Origin of the sequence: Arthrobacter sp. JUb119 (genome assembly GCF_024807995.1) — a bacterium.
Classification (GTDB): Bacteria; Actinomycetota; Actinomycetes; order Actinomycetales; family Micrococcaceae; genus Glutamicibacter.
In genome coordinates, this window is sequence record NZ_JANUFE010000008.1 from 112587 (window position 1) to 131886 (window position 19300).

Consider the following 19300-nt stretch of genomic DNA (forward strand, 5'->3'; position numbering starts at 1 on the left):
ATGAACCAGAGAAAACAAACCAACCCCGACACGCCCAAAGCGCAAATTCTCAGATTCGCAGAAGCCGAACAAGTTTGGCTAAGCAGCGATGTCTACACCCTGACAGTCCCCGGTGAAGCGACAGGTGGAGCCATCTCCCTCACAGACGCGTGGGTACCACCTGGTGGGGGCCCACCACCGCACATCCATGTTGATGCCTTGGAAATCATCACAGTCCTGGACGGTTCCGTCACTCTTTACCTCTACGAAGAAGGCCAAGAAGTTCACACGGGCGATGTTGCTGTGATTCCCGCCGGAACCGTCCACAGGTTCTACAACCACACAGCGACACCAGCTCACTTGCAGTTTCTCTTCACCCCATCAGGCACCGAACAGTTCTTCAAAGAAGCCGGAACCAAGGCTGAACCTGCACTACCGATCCCAGTCGCTACCGAAGCAGACAACCTCCGAGCCGCTGAGGTCGGACTGCGCCACGGATTGCAACCCGCCTAACCACAATGGTGGTGCAACACGTAAAGAACACCACGGCATCGACCATTGAAAACCCAAGTGCAAACGGAGAAAAAGTACATTGACCATCGAGTCTGCACAACAGACAACTAAAACTTCGAAACGGAAGACGGCCCTAATCACTGGAGGTAGCCGAGGGATCGGCGCAGCCATCGCCCAGCAATTCGCTAACTCTGGATACGAAGTAGCCTTCACATACCGCAGCAACCAAGAAGCCGCACAAGAAACGGCACGACGCATCACCGCCGAAACCAACTTGCCAACTTCCGCCATACATTTAGACCTCGAACAAGAACAAACGATCGCCCCAGCAATCCAGCAGGCCGTGGGCATCCTGGGTGGAAAGATTGACGTCCTGGTCAACAACGCAGGATACGCCGACATGAGCGCGCCAGCCTTCCTGTCGATATCTCCCGAAACGCTTAAACGCACGATCACCACCAACGTCATCGGACCATTTCTGGTTACACAAGCAGCTGCACCACACATCAGTCCCAAGGGATCAGTCGTAAACATCGGCAGCTGCCTTGGAAATCGAGTGCCCAGCAGAGGACTCACCTCTTATGCCACCAGCAAAGCTGCCATCACTGGATTCACCCGTGGACTCGCAAGAGACCTGGGAGAACTCGGAATCCGCGTCAACGAAATTGCGCCCGGATCAATCGATACAGAAATGAACCCTGCAGACGGACCAGCCTCAGACTACCAACGCTCCACTACGGTCTTTGGAGAATATGGTGTTCCGGACGACGTTGCACGTGCTGCAGTATTCATCGCCAGCGAAGAAGCTTCCTACATCACTGGAGCGACACTTGCTGTCGACGGCGGAACGAACGCCTGATCCAGAACAACAACGATTACGCATACCCAATTTCTGGATAATGTAATCCAAAATTGTTCGAACAACCAACAAGATCCAAGCTCTCAAGGAAGAAACTCCTATGAAAAAGCACCTCTACTTGCTCATGGTCACCATCATGGTGACCGTCATGAGCGAACTCCAAGTCGCCGGCATGATGCCAGCCATGTCCGAAGACCTTGGAGTATCAACAGGCCAGATCGGCATGCTCGTCTCCATGTTCGCAGCAGGCATGGCCGTCGGCGGACCCCTCTTTGCCTACTTCCTACGACACAGCCCACCCAAAGGCGCCCTACTAACCATCGTGGCCCTTTACGCAGTCATGCAGGTACTCGTTCCCCTAGTCGATGAATACTGGTGGGTCGCCATGGTACGCATCGTCACCGGAGCACTAGCTGGCGCATCATTCGGCTTATCCGTCACCTACGCCGCCCTCCTCGCCCCAAGCCCGCAGAAAATCGGAGAATCGATCTCAATCGTGCTCGGCGGCATCATGGTCGGCACCGTCCTAGGGCTGCCACTATCGCATTTCATCGCAGACCGCTGGGGCTGGCAGTCCAGCTTCTACGTCCTAGGCATCCTCACCTTTGCACTCTTCGTCGCAAGCCTCGCCGTCCTACCTAAACGCGAAGCCCCAGCACAGGAAGCAGCTGCACAAGATCTACGAAACCTGCGAATGCCACGACTCTGGGCACGATACCTGGTCAGCCTGCTTACCGTTGGTGCTGCCTACGCTTCCTTCTCATACTTCACGCCATTGCTAGAGACCAGCGCAGGATTCAGCACAAACGCCACCACCATCATCCTTCTTGCCTACGGTGTGTGCTCATACATCGGCAACATGATCGTCGGGAAATTCGCAGACAAGCACGCCATCGCAGTTCTCCGGATCGGCCACGCCCTGCTATTCATCGCGCTCGCCGCGCTTGCCGCATTCGGATACGTCCAGCCGGTCGTTCTGATTATGGTGATCGTCGTTGGCTTCGTCGGAGTCACGATGAACCCGGCTCTGGTAACTCGTGTGGCAGAAGTTGGTGGTGCAGGCACGATGGTCAGCACTATCCACACTGCCGTAATTTCGGCAGGTGTCACGCTGGGCTCAGCGGTCAGCGCTGTGACCATTGGAATGTTTGGCGATGACCCGGCCATCGCAATGTGGACAGGGGCCGTGCTCGTCGTCCTTGCTGCACTGGTGTTGGCTGCGCAGACTCGAACCAAGAAACAAGAGCTGGTCGAAGCCGTTATGGCGGAATAGCTCAAACCACGGCGTGAGCGCCATCGACAATCTTGCAACTCAAAACATATTGAAAGGCCAGTGTCTGCACTGGCCTTTCAATATGGCATGTCTCATCAAGCTGGCCATTCTCCAGCATCGCACCTTCACAAATGAATAGAGCAACGAAATCTCATGCAACCCCCTAGCCCAGTGGACGCACCACGTCTGCAGATGCTGACTGTTCTCAGGTTCCCCGCGGCCCTTGTGGTCTTCATCTTCCACGTGACTCTCCCTCAGATCGGTTTGCTCTCATCTGAGGTCGAATCCCATTCGACCTTACGCTGGCTAGCAGACCCAGCTGGCGGCTTGGGAGTGACTTTCTTCTTTATCCTCAGTGGTTTTGTGATCAGTTGGTCCCATAAACCCGGTGATAGAGTTCGTAGTTTTTGGCGGCGCCGTTTCGTCAAAATCCTGCCGTTGTACTGGCTCTCCGGGATCCTGGCCGTCATGATTAACCCAGATCGGTTACATCTGCTTCCCGGATATCTGGTCATGAGTGAAGCGTGGTTCACACACCCAGCAACCGCGCTTGGGCTCAACGCACCTGGATGGTCACTATGCGTCGAGGCCTTCTTCTATGCTCTTTTCCCGCTTTTCATCGCACCTTTGATGCATAAATGTAGAACTCGGATGAGGGCAACTGTGTTGGCCGTTGGAGCACTGATTGCGATCGCTGGCATCGTGCTGCTTGCAACCTATTTCAATACTGGAGTAGCGATGCCATTAGATCCGAACGTCAAGAGCTTCGGTTACTGGATTGCCTATGTATCTCCGCTATTTCGACTTCCAGAGTTTGTGCTCGGAGGCTGCCTTGCAATAGCCGTCAGATCAGGGTGGATCAAAAGAGCTCCAATTCTTCCAGCACTCGTTTGTCTGATCTGTGCATACATTCTTTGCTTGTATGCACCGACGTTGTGGTCACATCGGGCCATATTGGTGATCCCGAGCGCGTGGCTGATACTTTCCGCTTCACTAAGCCGCACCTATGCGCGTGGAACTGATGCGCCTCGCTGGCTGATGCTTTTAGGGGAGCTGTCCTTCGGGTTCTATCTGGTGCATTACCCAGTACTTGAATTGGTCGCCAAATGGTCGAAGTCATCTGACGGTCTGAAGGGCATTTCCGAAATCATTACCCTAGCGCTGACCGCATTCGTGATCGCTGTAGCTGTTGCATGGATTTTGTATTTCTTGATTGAACGGCCTCTTGTTGAAGCATTCGGCCGCCGTGAAACGCTTGATTCGTCAGTTTCTCGTAGGCCGATGGCAACAAAGTGAGGGATCAGCGGCAGACACTCCGGCTCTGGTGAGCACTATGAAATCAGCGCTACCTCGAAAGGAACGATAAATAATCAAGATTTTCTATCTGAAAATTTAAGGTGAGGCACCCGGCTTATATATCGATAAGTGTGCTCTGTCTGCCATTATTTAAATGAATTGAAAATAAGTTAGGTGAACAAGTTTGTGAGAAAAGCAAGGGTAACTCATTACGGCCAATGGCCGACACGACCTCTAAGCGAGACTCTCAGTGAAATAATGACAGTTTCGATCGTAATATTAGTGCTCTCTTTTGCGGCGATCCAATGTACGCTTCCCGTGGGTAGTGGGTTGGATGAATTTCATCGAGTTGTACGTGCCCTCGGGGATTCGATACTAGAAGAGATTGGATGGGTTTGCGGATTCTACCTAACGATCCTGTTGGGTTTCTTTGTAGTGAGTGTCACTGGACAAATTAGAGGGACTGGCGATAGAGCATGGCAAACAAGTAGGACCTTAGGCGTATTTTCTACTTTAATTATCGCGTGTACGTTCCCTGCAATTGTACTTTCCTCAGTCGCCTCAGTCGGAGAAGCGGATAAGGCGGCTAAAATGCTAGTCGTTATACCTGCTTATACTGCTCTGATCTTATTGTCGATAACGCTAGGTAACTATGCAGTTAACGATCCAAGAGTACAATTGAAGCTAGCGCGAACGAAGCTAAGTAAAGCACAAGTGAACCTTGAAATTTTTCGTAGTAGATCACGGTTTGCTGCGTGGAAGGTATTTTTACTACCTCCTCTAGCATTGAGCTTTGTCTTAGCCTCATTAACCATGGTATTTTATCACCCAGTGTCCTTTTCTGCGGCCCTAGGAATTTACGCATTTTACGCAGTAATCGGTGGATTCTGTGCTGTGACCAATTTTCACACCGTTATATCCTGGATGATGAAAACTTCCGTCTGGGATAAGTTGCTGGCCTTAGTTCTCCTATTGTTTTACCTAGCCGCGCTTGCCGCGATTGGTGTAGGGCTGGCGTATGTTTCTGCTCCCTTAGTGGGAATCACTTGCAGTCTCACGGGTTTGCTGCCTACATTCGCTATTTTCCTTTCCAGAAAGAAAGAAACTTCGTGGACACGCGACTGGAACCCTCGGGCTGCCGTGGCTAATTACATTTATCGAAAATCTGAAGTCGAAAAGAGATGGGCGGAACTTCAGATCGAGCATATTGAATGTGAGCGGGCTGGAACCTGACCTTTGTTTACCTCGCGGCTTAGGACCGGCTTCAGTGACAGCTGGATGCTTTGATGCGTGGTGGCCAGCCGTTGATTGCGCACTCGTCACGACATCTCATTGAAGCCCGACGGACCTAGAACGGGACCACCTGGTTTCGTCTTGAGCAGTGCGGCAGCCCGCCCGGGGACAAACCACCGGGGCGGGCTGCCGCAGCGCGGCCGCCGGCACCTTTCACAAGGGCCCAGCCCGGGGGGCGGTAAGCGGTACGACCCTTGGGTTCCTTCGGCCGAGGCAAGAGAAGACCATGCAACCCATCACCTGCCTGGACTCTGTCCCACTGGAGGGACGTCCCGCCATGACAACCACTGCACTTTGTTCCCTGGGTGCTCACCGTGTACCGCGGCATCTTATTTGCACTCAGCGTTCAAATAGCGGTGACTGCCGAACCATCCGCCTGCCTCGGCACTCAACAGGGAGCCTGTTCGCGCTCTAGGTACGCGGGTGCCGCGGCTAGTCGTTGATCGTTTAGCCCTCGGCCTCATCTGGTGCCCGACTAGTGCAGGGAAAGCATTGCGACGCTGTCATGATGCCATGGGCCTGGTTTTCATCTCGGCGGACGCAAGTGGAACTTAAAAGAGGAACGCCACCCCTTCCCCCTTTGCCTGGGTAGGGTGGGGTTCGGTCAAACCACACGCTCACAGTCTAAACACACCCCTGCCCGGAGCTCTAGACTCACTCAGGATTCCTGGGGCTTTTCAGCTGGTGCGTTGACTGATGGCTCACTGTGCACTTTTCCCATGTCGTATGAGCGAACGCTATTCTTTTCCTTGCAGGTTTCGAGTGGCCTGCACGCCTCCTACAGCGCGTCACCTGATGGTGGCCCGCTGTTCCTGTACCCCAAGAATCCGGCGCAGCCAGGCCCCGTGGGGGACATACCACCACGTGGCCGCCTGGCAGCGAGAATGAGCCGGCGTCTTTCTTCGTCCAGGGATCGCTTGCGGCACCCGACGGTACGTCCTGCCTTCCAGATCCGGGTCCGGCACATAAGGATGAGCAATGATCCAGCGTTGACGCTAGTGGTGTGTCCGGCTCCTCCCAGCCGGCGCTCGCCGTCAGCTCACACCACCACGCTGGAGTACATCGCCACCGCAGTAACCCTTGGTTCAAAGAGAGGCTATCCAGTACGCCGAAGGGTGTTTTAGGGTGGCAGTGAACAAGGCAGCCCGGCTCGCTGGCTTTTGACCGTGCGTTGCTGACCGCCCACCCCTTGGTGAAAGAGAGCGAAGTTATGGCCACCGTGATTGTCCATGCCACTATCACCCTCGATGGGTTCCTTGCCGATGCTGATGGCGGTGTGGATTGGATGTTTGGCCGTCCCTCCGCACCGGAGGATGATGAGGTCGTTGCCTCGGTCATGGGGAAGATCGGAGCTATTGTCGGCGGAGCAAATCAAACGCAGACGATTGAGGACGGTGAAATCCCTTATGGAGGGATGCTTCAGGTTCCGGTGTATCTGATGACCCATACAGCCACGGAGCCAGTGGAACGAGACGGCATCACCTATACCTTCGTGGTCGATGATATTGCTGGGGCCGTGGAATCCGCCAAACGGGATGCACAAGATAGCTTTGTCAGTTTGCTGGGCGGGAAAATAGCGCGGCAGTGCCTAGCTCTGGGACTGGTCGACGAGCTGCATCTTGATATCGCCCCAGTACTGCTTGGCAGCGGCATTTCCCTGTTTGAAGGTTTAGGGCAACATATCGAGCTGGAACGGGTGGAAACTTCAGCGTTCGCAAGTGAAGTGCACCTGGCGTACCGGGTGCTTCACTGAGCACCTCCGCCGCGCATCCCAGGCGGGCCGCAGCGCCCCACACATGACCAATGGGATTTGGACCGCAGCCTGAAGAACCAGGCGCTGTGGGAGACATGCCATCACGCGGCCACCTGTCAGCATATCCGGCCGTCGTATCCCATGAGTGAGGTCCTAGCCACCGGTGGTACGTCCCGGTGCATTCAATCTTTGCGCTCGCCGATGCCGTGCCAGATCTCGTGTCGACTCATACGGACACTTTGAGCAGATTTTTGAGCCTCAGTTGAGCTTATCGATACAAATTATGCTGTGGAAAGACCTGCAATGGAGGGCATACGTCCCCTGTGGGACTGGTTTAGCAATTACCACTTCGGTACTTCACGTGTGGGGATTTATTGAGATCATGTCATATTTTGTCTTAGTGGACACCGTGTTTGCTATGTTCCGTTGAATGAATATTAGCCCTGAAATAATCAGTGCACTTCTGGGAACTGCGGGAGTTTCATCATTCCTCGTTGTCTTCAAAAACAAGGCCCGTAGCTCTCAGGTGATCGCTCGTTTGGATGCGTTGAAAGCGAACCAAAATACACTAGATCCTTCATCGCATGCATATAAAGCTGCTGAGCAGGCAATCATGACTGAAAGCTTGCGGTTGACCACGTTTTCGCTACAGAGGAAAAGCATGCTGGAGAAGATCACTCCGTTTATGCTTGTCGCTGCTCTCATTTTTGTCATGTTCCTGGTACTTGGGGTCATTATTCTGGAATTCATATGGCCCATTGACAAGACCTATGGTGCACTCGGACTAGCAGGCGCTGCACTTTTCTCACTGTTCTACGGTGCTCTTGCTGGGTTTGGCTTTGTTGTGATTGATCAAAGAGACAACGAACGCGAGTTCTATAAACAGCTCGTGAAGATCCCCGTGGTCATGAAGTCCTCAGAGGTCACCCATGCTCGGAAGTACGTGTGTCGAGAGACCCGGAAGGATAAACGGAAACGACAGAACAAAAACTGGGCGAATCAACAGGACCAGAAATGGGCGCGGGCGCGCGCTAAGGTACAGAAACACAAGCTATAGCGCGGAAGCGCAATCACCTTGCTGCAACTCACGGGCGGACATGGATTAGCGGACTTTTGACCATGATGGACGCCGAAGATGATGGTGAATCGAAGGTCATTTCCGGGAAATTGACTTCAGCTGAGCAAGGCATACTTTTCGCCCTTGTAGCTGCCTGCGATTTGATTGAAAGACTCCGCCCAGTAACTGAAAGGCACACAGGTGCGGCATTTACGCGCCAAGAGCGGAAGCTTATGAAGCCGAATCTCAACCCTCTCGTTCCAGCGTGGATGGGTGGAAAAGCGGTATGTGGTCTGGCGCGACTCGCGGTCGTTGTATCCCAGATTCGCGTTGTGACGAGCCTTTTCGCCCTGTTTCCGAAGTTTATGCAGGCCTGCTTTTTCGAGTAAAGTACACACCCGCTGAGCCTCGTGCGCGGACACACGGTTTCTTCCTCTGCGCTCTGCCTGCTGGTTGCGTTTGCCGGTCTTCCCTGCCGTCTGGTGTTGGTTGTGTGCCGGCTGGTGGGGACATACCGTGCGTAGCCGCTTGGCGCCATCCTGAAGAGCTGCATGCTGCTGTTTGAGTTCCTGGTGGGCTATGTAACCTGGCGCGTTGAAGTTGCCGTGTGCGTCGCCTTTGGGTGGGCGCATGTTCAGGGTTGCTGAACCGCTCGCCAGGTGCTGAGACGGTGGAAGGGGTTGCGGTCCGGGGAGGTCTCGCCTTCTTCACCCCCCCTGTTCCGCTGCGTTCCGTGCTGGTGTTCGTCTGGTCCTTTTCTCGTGGTCTCGTTCTGCGTCTTGCCCCCAGGGGTGCTCCGTGCCCATCCGTGCCGCTCTGCGTTGGCTTGTTCTGCGTCGTGCCCTCGGCCCCTGCCCTGGGCTTGCGGGGTTCGGGGGCTCTTATTCTGCAGCGAGGGGGCATTGGTATAACGCCTCCCGATCGTATTTGACTTTGAGCTACCGGTGTCAGGTAGAGCTCGAAGAACTCCATTATGATGAATTCAACGGCTCGTTATTCGATGATGCCGTTAGTCATTTACAGCCATGATTTTCGGAACGGTTCACAGTAAATTTATCCTTAATGGATAAACAATGGAGACTTCCAGAAAATAACTGGAACTAGCTCCTACGAGATCATCGTGGATTCGACACCGAGAGGGATGCATGGACTTCTACGAGCGTCTTTCGATGCGAGGATTGCTTTGGACTCATCTTCACGAGCTCCACGGCAACGCGTTCGAATCCTTTTTCCATGACTTGATGTCGCTATGCTTCCCGGGGTTCGTTGATGTACGTACGCATGGCAACATTGGTGACCTCGCAAGTGACGGGCTCGATCTCTACGGAGACAAACTCTATGCTTGTTACGCACCAGAAACGGTTGACGCTGCAGCCACGATCCAGAAGTTCAACTCCGATTTAGCCGGTGCAATTAAGAAACGGTCTGGACAGTTCACGACTTTTGTATTCGTCCACAACGATGTGCGAGGCATACACCCAGAGATCTCTGCAGCTCTGGCCAGAGCACGAAGCGCTCATCCTGGAATCTCATTCGAGACTATGGGTATGCGCCATTTCCGCGACCTTCTCGGCAAAAAGGATAGTCAGGATGTCGAAGCTTTACTCAAAAGCCCCTTGCCGATGCAACATGCTATTGCGCTCGGACTGCAGGAGATGGAAGAGCTACTCGCAGCTTTGTCTGAGAAGCGCTTGATCAACGCGCCCTTAGGCTCAATTGAAACAGTATCTGCGTATAAGCTGCGGTACAGCGATCTCAGCGAGGAGAGCCAAGCCGAGTTGCGTGAGGGGATGCGTTATTCGTCAACTATCTCTGACTATTATCAACAGCGTATCGATATTACTGAACGTGATGAAGTGGCTGGCCGTTTCCATTCCGAGTACCGTGCTGCTGTGAACAGCGGGCTGGACCCAGAAGACGTCCTTCTGAGGATCCGAGAATTTCTTGCTGGTAATCGTATGCCGACAGCGCCGGCTTACCGTGCCCAAACTGCGGTCCTTGCTTATTTTTTCGAGAGCTGCGACATATTTGAGAACGTCCCATCCGGCTGGGTACCAGCGAATATGGATGTGCAGAATTGATAGCTCCGACCAAAGGTATCGCTCCCCAGCGGGCACTTCTAACCGTCGGAGCCCAGATTTCAATTGTCCTCACCGAACCAATGACTGTCAGCCAAGTATGGGTTGCTTTCAAAGCATGGCGAATCCGACACGCGAACGATGCGCTTATCCCATTCTCTTGGTTCGTGCTCGCCCTTGACCTGCTATATAGCCTGGGTACCGTGCATTATGAAGACGGATTGCTCTATCGAAAAGGAACCAGCTAATGCTTCGGCAACTGCGATCAAGCGACGATCGTTTCAAATCTATTTCGTTCAGCTCAGGTCTTAACATCCTAATTGCGGATAAAACGGCCCATTCGAGAGACGTCGACAGTCGTAACGGTGCAGGGAAGTCTTCAATTATCGAGATTCTGCACTTTATCTTCGGTATGCGCACACTAACGAATTCAGTTATGGCTAATGCAGCACTGAGCAACGACGCTTTTTCGCTAAAGCTCGATTGGCCGAATGCCGACAATGGGGTGACCGTTACCCGTTCATTAATTAAGAAGAGCCGTATTGAGCTCACCCCGAACGTCACTTTGGAATCGGTACCCGCACACGCTTCTGGCTACCTTGCTGTTCCAGAATGGGTAGAAGCCATTGGCCGAGGACTATTTGGATTTCCGGAGGAACATACCGGAATCAGTGCTAGGGCACTCATGTCCTTGTATATCCGCAGGGTAAGCCAGCACGGGATGGACGAACCGGTTAAAACTTTTCCGGCGCAGGCGATGACTGAGGCAACGACAAATGTTGCCTACTTACTCGGGCTGGACTGGAATCTCGCAGCTAGCTACCAAGAATTTGCGGGACGGGAATCACTCCGTCGTAAGTTAAAGCAGGCGATTAAAGACCCGGCCTTTGGTCTGATTGTCGGTTCGGTTTCGGAACTTCGGGGGCAAGTTGCAGCAGCCATCGTTCGAGTGCGTGAACTCGAAGAACAAGTCTCTGCGTTCCGGGTTGTCCCAGAGTATGAACTGTTACAGGAGCGAGCAGACGAAGTCGATGCTCGGATTCGTCGAGCTCGGACAGAAGATGCCGCTGATCGTCGTAATCTGCAAGATCTAAACGACGCGCTACACGATGAGCATGAGCCAGATGCAGAGTATCTTCAGCGAGCCTATCAAGAGCTCGGCATCATATTGCCTGACGCTGTATTGCGCCGCTATGACGATGTCCAGTCATTCCATCATTCCGTCTTAACTAATCGAAGGGCTTACTTAGAGGAAGAAATTGCGGCAACCAGAACCCGTCTTGATGGTCGCCAGGACGAGCGAGGACGGCTCGGTGAAGAACAGGCGCGTCTGCTAAGAGCATTGCATGAAGGTGGCGCGCTCGACGCTTTTACCGCCTTGCAAGAGCAACTTTCTCTTGCGCGTTCAGAACTACAGACGATCTCAAGTCGTTTCGAGACTGCAAGACAACTTGAGGCTACCCAAGCTGAGATCAAGTTCGAGAGGAGTCGCCTCCAGCAGGAGATTAACCGTGACCTGAATGAGCGAGAGCAACACATCGCCGAGATTAATATCCTCTTCCAGCGGTTCGCAACAGCCCTTTACGGGCCAGGAAGGGAGGCCTATGTTGATATCGAAGCGCTCTCAACCAGTCTGCGGATCTCGCCGCATATCGGCGGTGAAAACAGCCAGGGTATTGGAAAGATGGTCATCTTCTGCTTCGACCTTACGTGCGCTGTGCTCGCTCACCGCAACGGACACGGGCCAGATTTCCTTGTACACGACAGCCACCTCTTCGACGGCGTCGACGAACGTCAAGTCGCCGAAGCGCTCAACTTAGCGTCGAAAGTATGTGCAGAGGAAGGACTGCAGTACATCGTGACGATGAACAGTGACGATCTGGCCAAGGCTGAGCGATACAACGATTCTTTATCGAATGCCGTAATCGAACCACATCTCACCGATGCCTTCGAAGATGGTGGGCTATTCGGTTTCCACTTCGAGTAGACACCACATGCCGAAAGTGACAACCTGACTTAGAGGTGGTCACCCTCTTATGTTCAATTGTCATCTGCAACGCCGCCGTTCTTTTAGTGAAAACAGATCGGTTCGTACAAAGGGTTTGACAACCGCGCAACGAGTTTCGAAAGTTATCCCCCTACATCGAGTCTTCGATGACTCGGAACCCTGTATGGCTTTGTATCCCGCGTCCATATGTCTTGACTCTTTCACTCTTATTCCACCGCGGCGCCCTCCGCTTCCTTCTCGCGTCGTCCCGTTCTGCGTCTTGCCCTGGGGCCTGGCAGTGGGTTGCCTGGGATCCGTTGTGCTTGGCAGCTGCCCGTATATCCCTGTGGAACTGCCAGCCGCCGGAGTTTGCTGGCTTGCGCAACAAGTAAACGGGAGGAACCGGTAGCGCATCGCTATTTAGCCGGGGCCGGATTCCAGTTGCTGTTGGGTCTGCTGAGCAGACCTTGCCAGGCATGGTTGTTCGTCGTATTGGTTCATCGACGGCGTTTGCTCTGGCTATTAGCACAGGCGGTGAGAGGTTCGGTGCCACATGCGGCAGCTGAAGCACCGTGCGTCCACTTTGGATCTGTTGGTGTTGCTAAACACGGACAGGACTCGCGCCTAGCAAGGCGGCCTGCTCTCATTGGTAAGCATCCAGGCTGGGGTGCATACTGTCAATGAAAAGGGTGCATTTCGCCACCAAATATGACAGGCGCGCCCCCGGACCTGCGCCTGATTGCTGCGCCCCTGACCACAGCTCCTGACGTTCCTCCTCAGTTCTCCCTCGGGTGGTTGCGCTCGCCGTTCACGTGCTCTGGTGTTTCTCTGCTTGGTGTCTGACGGGGACATTTCGTCCGTGCAAGTGGGCCGGCGGCGGCCCAGCTGCTGCTGGCAGCCCATCTTCCTGGGTGGCACTGCAGGAGGTCTTCTGCACGGTTGGCTGCTTGCGTCCTGTTAGCTGATGGTCCGGGCTGATTGATGTTCCCAGTTCGGATTCTCTGAATCGCGTTCCCAGAGACAGGAGAGCAGGTTTGGGATCGATGCTCAGCTGGAGCCAGTTCGAGACCTGGCGCCCTAGTTTGAGTGGTGGCATGTCCCTTGTGGGGTTGCCGGCCGCCGGAGTCCGCTGGTCGCCATCCAGGCTCCAGTGGGATGCGCTCACCCACCAAGTAAATCCCCTTTCTGGGCCAGCGTTTCGGGATACCGGGCTTCGCCAGGATCTGTGCGGAACGCAGTCCTTGCGTGGCGGCATGTCCTTGAAGTGTAAGCAGATGTCCGCGCTTTTTGAGTGCGACTATCTTGTGACAGCTGCTTGCGTACTGCTTGTCTTCGATGGTTCTGATGTAGTTTCTGAATGCGGACAGAACTCGCACCCTCATGGGCAACTTCTACCCACAGGGGCGCCACCGGATCGTTGAAGGCAGGGGTAAAAAACCGTGCCGGGACTGGTTGGCCGACAGTCGCATGATCCTCTTTTAGGTGATGTCCACAGCATAACGGGTGGAGGTCTCGCACAAGCCGTGCACACGGAACTAGAGCGCTGTGGTTTCGAGAACTGCGGTCTCGCCGAATATGCGAGTAGCAGCCGTGCTCAATTATGGATTATGATGCCCAAGGTGGTGGCGCTAAGCCCCTAAGCGAAGATCTTCGGCCAGTGTGGCTAGGAGGTCTTTGGTTCGGACGATACCGGCATCGCAGGCGACAAGAGCCAGATGGACTCGTTTAGACAACCCAAGTTCAGCGAGAATATCGAAGAGGCGCTTCTTGACGGTTCCTTCGCTCTGGTGCACTTCTTTTGCGATCTGGGCATTCGTTAGTCCCAAGGCCACGTATCGCACTATTTCCTGATCGGCTGTCTCCAAGTTTCTTAGATAGTGTTTGTAGAGACCTTCGCGCAACGGTTCTGCAGCGCAGGGGCCGCCGGTTTCCGGTCGGATGAAAAGCCAGTAACCTTCGGCGATGGCCCGAATATAGTTCGGCAGCCCGGCACTGACCATTCTTTTGGAGATTACTCCGGCGATTCCCGAGTCGTAGGCATCGTCGAGGACGTCCATGCTGGGATTCATGGTCAGTAGTACGACTTTGGTCTCTGGCAGTGTGGAGACGGCCTCGCTGAGAGCATGATCGGATAATAGGTCCGGATGAAGAATGTTAATGAGCAAGATGTCAGGGGCGCTAAAGGATTTTTGGGTTAAGGACTGTTCGACCGTATTGAAGCAGGCCTCTAATGCCAGGTCGCTTGCTTCACCTAGTTGGGCTGTGATTGCCGAGCGGGAATACCCATCTTCGTCGACCAAGTGAATTCGAATTTTATCGGCGGAAGTAACGTTGTTGAGCGTGCCATTCATGAATTGATCCTAATTTCGGGACGGGGACGATAGGGGATTAGTAAGTTTTCAAGAACCCTATGTGACTTGCCTCACTTGCAAGTAAATGGTGAATGATTATGACTCCACGACCCTGATGTAACTGATGTCAGGTCTTGAATCCGGCGGTTCAGAGGTGAATCGTTGGTCGGTTTGATGAGCCATCGATCGTTTGCCTGGAACTCGGTACTTTCTTCGTGAAATTGACCGATGCCGACCGGAGTTATAACCGTGCTGGTGTTCTTCTCGATCAAAGATTCTCCACCCAGTCTAGAATCGGAGCGCCTTGTCGCTCTAACAGCGTAGATCAGGCCCTGTATTGCATCCTTGTAGCGCTGCGCCTATACGGGTGCCCTCTGCGGAGGGCGGGGCGGTAGTCGTGGCATACTTTCAGCATGAGTTTCCCGGGCAGCACACGCAGAAAACATCGCCAGATTCGTTCCCTGTGCATGCTCGTCTTCGGCACGCTTGCCATGATATTAACGGGGCTATTGGGCCAGTGGATCTACGCCCCGGCGGTGGGGTGGACTGTCGCGGCGTTCATTTACACTTCCTCGGTCTGGCTCACGGTTGCTCCTATGGATGCAGAACGCACGGCATTCCATGCTGCGGAGGAAGACCCTGGACAGCGCACCTCGGAACTGTTGATCCTGATGGCCGCAGTCTCTTCCCTGGCAGCAGTTGCGCTCGTCATTATGGGTAGCAGCGATGTTGAAGGAGCCGGACGGTTCGCGCTGGCTCTGCTTGCAATGAGTTGCACGGCCATGTCTTGGCTCATGATCCATACATTGTTTACCTTGCGCTACGCCAAGGTCTATTTTAGTGGCGAGCCAGGTGGCATCGATTTCAACCAAACGGAACCGCCCCAGTACACGGATATCGCATATATGGCCTTCAGCGTAGGCATGACGTACCAAGTAGCAGACACCAACATCACTTCAGGCTCCATGAGATCAGTGGTGCTGAATCATAGTCTGCTTGCCTTCGTCTTTGGCACAGGGCTCCTGGCCACCACCATCAATTTGGTGATCAGCCTCATTGGGTAGGACCGATAAGCGGCTAATGTGCGTGGGCTGGGGAACAGGGTGTGCAGAATATAGCAAGGTTGTGCCGCAGAAGAGGTTCTTATGAACCGTGCTTGGAGCACGCGGATGAATCGTCGAAAACAGTTTGAGAAACCGAGAAGCACCTTTTCCGTTTCAATAGTCGGCTCACAGCGATAAGGTTCAAAGTAACCAGCGAGTAACGCTGACCCTTGACTCGGAAGTTGGAATGCTGTGAACTCCTTCGAGAAAAAGAACAACCAGGGCAAGCCAGAGCCAAACGGGAAACCTAGCTCCGACGCGACCCCGGAATTCCGTCCTTACCACCATCCCGCGGCTGGGTGGGGTGCTGCAAAGAGCGTCGGGCAGATCCTCGTCAAAGAAGGCGCCCTTGTGGACGGCCCCAAGGCGATCTTCAGAATGAACCACGAGGGCAAGGGCTTCGACTGCCCCGGATGCGCATGGCCGGACGACAACAAAGGCCTGCATCTGGACATCTGCGAGAACGGCATTAAACACGTCACCTGGGAAATGACCCACAGGAGAGTTGGGCCAGACTTCTTCGCCACCCATTCAGTAGAAGAACTGTCAAAATGGAGCGAGTACGATCTGGAACACCAAGGCCGCCTCACCGAGCCCATGGTCTATGACCCTGCAACGGACCACTATGTTCCCATTAGCTGGGCAGACGCGTTCGAACTGATCGGAACAGATCTCAGGGAAATGGACGATCCTGACCAAGCGGCTTTCTACACCTCTGGACGCCTAGGCAACGAAGCCACATTCCTCTATCAGCTCATGGCCCGCGAACTTGGTACCAACAATCTGCCGGACTGCTCGAACATGTGCCACGAAGCCAGTGGCCGCGCACTTCAAGATGCATTGGGCACCGGCAAGGGTACGGTAGACCTGGACGACTGGGAAATCACCGATGCCCTGTTCATTATGGGCGTGAATGCAGCCTCCAACGCTCCGCGAATGCTCACGGCCCTTGCCGAGGCATATAAGAGAGGCGCCCAAGTGGTGCACATCAATCCGCTCGTCGAGGCCGCCGCCACCCGCACCATCGTCCCGCACGATATGTTGGACATGGCAACTTTCCGGTCAACGAAAACAAGCACGCTGAACTTGCAACCACGCATCGGCGGGGATATGGCCCTGCTGCGCGGGATGGCCAAGGCAATTCTGGAAATGTCGCTGACCGACGACAAGGCCTTGGACCGTGAATTCATTGCCCGGCACACCGCCGGTTTCGAGGAATACCGGGCCATCTGCGAGGCAACCAGCTGGGAAGAGATCGAACTCCAATCCGGGCTGGCCCATGAGGAGATCCTCAAAGCGGCGCAGGTCTACAGGGACGCTGACCGCAGCATCATCAGCTGGTGTCTAGGAGTCACCCAGCATGAACACGGCGTAGACACCGTCAGGGAGATTACCAACCTGCTGCTGCTGCGGGGCAATCTCGGGCGGGAAGGTGCCGGCCCATCGCCGGTACGCGGCCACAGCAACGTCCAGGGCAACCGAACCTGCGGTATCGACCACCACCCCAACGAACAATTCCTGTCTCGTCTAGATGAGGTCTGCGGCATTGAATCACCCCGCAAGCACGGGATGGACACCGTCCAAACCATTGAGGCTATGCATCGCGGCGAGGTGAAGGTATTCATTGGAATGGGAGGAAACTTTGCCCTCGCGGCTCCGGATACTCCCTATACCTTTGCTGCTCTGCGCAATTGCGACCTCACGGTGCATGTGAGTACCAAGCTCAACCGCAGCCACCTGGTCCATGGCCGGGCGGCACTGATTCTTCCCTGCCTGGGGCGTACCGAAAAAGACCACCAAGCTGCCGGGATCCAAAGCACTTCGGTGGAGGATTCGATGAGCATGGTCCATCTATCTGTGGGCATGAAACGTCCGGCTTCCGAACATCTTCTCTCCGAACCCGCCATTATTTCCGGCATCGCCAACGCCGCGCTGCCGGAGAGCAAGACGCCGTGGCAGTGGTACGTGGAAGACTACGACCGCATCCGTGACACCATGTCGCGCGCGTTGGAAGGATTCGAGGATTTCAATCGCAGGGTGCGCTTGCCTTTGGGCTTCCGCCTCAAGCAGCCCGCAAGGGAACTGGTGTTCCGCACCGACTCGGGCAGCGCAGAGTTCTCTGCCGCGGCGCTTCCCGATGTGGTTCCGGCCGCCGGGACGCTGGCCCTGGGAACTATGCGATCGCACGACCAGTGGAATACAACCATCTATTCGGACAATGACAGGTACCGCGGGATCAAGAACCTCCGCACGCTGGTCTTCATGAATCCGCAGGATATGGCGGATCGCGGCATCTCGGAATTCGATGCCGTGGATATCGTGAGCACTGCCAAGGATGGTTCCACCCGTTCTTTAGCCGGGTATTTGGCGATTCCGTACGATATCCCGGTCAGTTGCGCTGCTGGCTACATGCCTGAGATGAACGTGCTGTGCGCGATCGGCGACTACAGCACGCAGAGTGATCAGCCAATCATGAAGCATCTGAAAGTGACGATTGAACTGAGCCGAAAATAACGGCTGGAATGGCCTGAACCAAAGAAGTACCAGTTGGGTGGACGGGACAGGAGTCCCGTCCACTCTGGTGCAACCCATTCGTATGTATCGGCAGACCGCCGAAAAGCGTGCACTACCCCTCGGGGCCTTGCACGGTGTGACGGATTCTTGCATGGAACCTGTGCTTCGCGGCGTTCACTCTGTGTGCACAGGATGCCTCGTCGCTTCAGGGAAGAACAGCGTGATGCGGACTACCGAGCGAGGCGTTGGCGGGGTTCTTTGATGCACAGCGCGACCAAGATTCCAGTGACGGACCCCAGCAGCGTTTCCACTATGCGGTCTACGATTAGAGTCTCAGTAGTTACAGGACTGGCCAAGAGTGTCATGAGCAGGATCATGGGGGTGAAAAATGTCAGCGCGAGGGCGTAGTTCCGTGTCATTAGGAGCTCGCTGGGGAACTGCAGGATAATTACAATGATGACCAGCATCGCAACCGGCGGTTGGTGCCACAGTATTAGTGCGGTAACCCCGACCCCCAACAAGGTGCCGATGATTCGGTGCAGGCCTCTTCTAATGCGCTGGTTGAGAGTTTCTGCAGCAAGTGGAACGGCAGCAGCTGCCATAGCCCAGTATGGATGGCCGATGCCCAGCAGGAGGCCCGCTACACCCGCGACAGCTAGGGCCAGGAAATAGCGAAATGCGTGGACCAGGGTCGCTGAGATTTGCAGGGAAGCGACATCTCGGGTCGCTTCAGCGGACCAGGTCCGGTCGGTCACCCAGCCTGCAAAGCCGATGCATGCTGAGAACACGGCGGTCGCCAGGCAAATAGCTACAGCGCACCACCATGGCACGGTCGGCGTAACCGAGGCGCAGGCGCCGAGAGCAAAGATAGCGAAGAATGGTCCGGTGGGTTTGAGACCGTATTTATCGGCGTAGACGGAGGCTGCGGCGGCGAAAAGCGCTTCAATGCCTACAAGTTCCCAGAGTCCTGTATCGAGGTAGGCCAGGCTGATGCCCAGGATTGCGCCACCAAGGAGCAAACCAGCGGCTTGGGCTTGGTGGACGATGCGCAGCTGAGGCGGATCATCTCTGCCGTACATCCCGAGAAAGGCCCCGAACACTGCGTAGATGATCAAGTGGGGATGCCCTGCGGCAAGGAGCAATAGTGACGGGATGCCTACGCTGGCGGTGAGCCGCCAAGCCACCGAGTGATCATTACGGGTGGGGGATAGTGCTAGAAGAGCGCTGTGGACGCGTCTGACGAT

The 19300-nt window shown here is 54.8% G+C and carries 15 protein-coding genes; 13 read left to right on the top strand and 2 right to left on the bottom strand.

All coding sequences use genetic code 11. The annotated features are described in order from the left end of the window. The 11 genes from M2368_RS17400 to M2368_RS17450 all read left to right on the top strand — a co-directional run bounded on the left by M2368_RS17400 (nucleotide 1) and on the right by M2368_RS17450 (nucleotide 12088). Nucleotides 1-492, top strand: a complete 492-nt coding sequence (locus tag M2368_RS17400) for a cupin domain-containing protein (protein ID WP_133834609.1) — start codon at nucleotides 1-3, stop codon at nucleotides 490-492. A 79-nt stretch (nucleotides 493-571) separates the two neighbouring features. Then, nucleotides 572-1351: an SDR family NAD(P)-dependent oxidoreductase gene (locus M2368_RS17405; protein ID WP_208294279.1), complete on the top strand. Its 780-nt coding sequence runs from the start codon at nucleotides 572-574 to the stop codon at nucleotides 1349-1351. A gap of 100 nt (nucleotides 1352-1451) precedes the next feature. After that, complete coding sequence (locus tag M2368_RS17410) at nucleotides 1452-2624, top strand: MFS transporter (RefSeq protein ID WP_133834610.1); 1173 nt, start codon at nucleotides 1452-1454, stop codon at nucleotides 2622-2624. Between the two features lie 171 nt (nucleotides 2625-2795). Then, entirely contained in the window at nucleotides 2796-3920 is a 1125-nt protein-coding gene (locus tag M2368_RS17415; RefSeq protein WP_166650836.1) for an acyltransferase family protein, read from the top strand. Between the two features lie 258 nt (nucleotides 3921-4178). After that, on the top strand, nucleotides 4179-5153 hold the full coding sequence (locus M2368_RS17420; protein ID WP_133834612.1) for a hypothetical protein: 975 nt from the start codon (nucleotides 4179-4181) through the stop codon (nucleotides 5151-5153). A gap of 1270 nt (nucleotides 5154-6423) precedes the next feature. Beyond that, the gene (locus M2368_RS17425) at nucleotides 6424-6966 is read left to right on the top strand and encodes a dihydrofolate reductase family protein (protein WP_133834613.1); all 543 of its coding nucleotides are present in this window, start codon (nucleotides 6424-6426) and stop codon (nucleotides 6964-6966) included. 430 nt (nucleotides 6967-7396) lie between these two features. After that, nucleotides 7397-8023, top strand: coding sequence for a hypothetical protein (locus M2368_RS17430; RefSeq protein WP_133834614.1), 627 nt, complete (start codon nucleotides 7397-7399; stop codon nucleotides 8021-8023). Nucleotides 8024-8085: 62 nt separating this feature from the next. Then, nucleotides 8086-8412, top strand: coding sequence for a hypothetical protein (locus tag M2368_RS17435; RefSeq protein WP_166650837.1), 327 nt, complete (start codon nucleotides 8086-8088; stop codon nucleotides 8410-8412). 756 nt (nucleotides 8413-9168) lie between these two features. Next, nucleotides 9169-10104: an ABC-three component system protein gene (locus tag M2368_RS17440; protein WP_133834616.1), complete on the top strand. Its 936-nt coding sequence runs from the start codon at nucleotides 9169-9171 to the stop codon at nucleotides 10102-10104. Then, nucleotides 10101-10349 (top strand): ABC-three component system middle component 6, encoded by a 249-nt coding sequence (locus M2368_RS17445; RefSeq protein WP_133834617.1) that lies wholly within the window; start codon nucleotides 10101-10103, stop codon nucleotides 10347-10349. The genes M2368_RS17440 and M2368_RS17445 overlap by 4 nt, the downstream gene beginning before the upstream one ends. Next, nucleotides 10349-12088: an ABC-three component system protein gene (locus M2368_RS17450; RefSeq protein WP_133834618.1), complete on the top strand. Its 1740-nt coding sequence runs from the start codon at nucleotides 10349-10351 to the stop codon at nucleotides 12086-12088. The genes M2368_RS17445 and M2368_RS17450 overlap by 1 nt, the downstream gene beginning before the upstream one ends. 1628 nt (nucleotides 12089-13716) lie before the next feature. Here the strand turns inward: M2368_RS17450 and M2368_RS17455 are convergent. Then, the gene (locus M2368_RS17455) at nucleotides 13717-14439 is read right to left on the bottom strand and encodes a response regulator transcription factor (protein ID WP_133834619.1); all 723 of its coding nucleotides are present in this window, start codon (nucleotides 14437-14439) and stop codon (nucleotides 13717-13719) included. 413 nt (nucleotides 14440-14852) lie between these two features. Between M2368_RS17455 and M2368_RS17460 the strand changes: the two genes are divergently transcribed. Continuing rightward, nucleotides 14853-15503 carry a DUF1345 domain-containing protein gene (locus M2368_RS17460; RefSeq protein ID WP_286172279.1) on the top strand — a complete coding sequence of 217 codons (651 nt, stop codon included), beginning with the start codon at nucleotides 14853-14855 and terminating at the stop codon, nucleotides 15501-15503. Between the two features lie 231 nt (nucleotides 15504-15734). Continuing rightward, nucleotides 15735-18056 (top strand): FdhF/YdeP family oxidoreductase, encoded by a 2322-nt coding sequence (locus tag M2368_RS17465; protein ID WP_133834620.1) that lies wholly within the window; start codon nucleotides 15735-15737, stop codon nucleotides 18054-18056. 230 nt (nucleotides 18057-18286) lie between these two features. On the opposite strand, the gene M2368_RS17470 is transcribed toward M2368_RS17465, so the two are convergent. Continuing rightward, nucleotides 18287-19171: an FUSC family protein gene (locus tag M2368_RS17470; protein WP_286172280.1), complete on the bottom strand. Its 885-nt coding sequence runs from the start codon at nucleotides 19169-19171 to the stop codon at nucleotides 18287-18289. Nucleotides 19172-19300 lie beyond the last annotated feature (129 nt).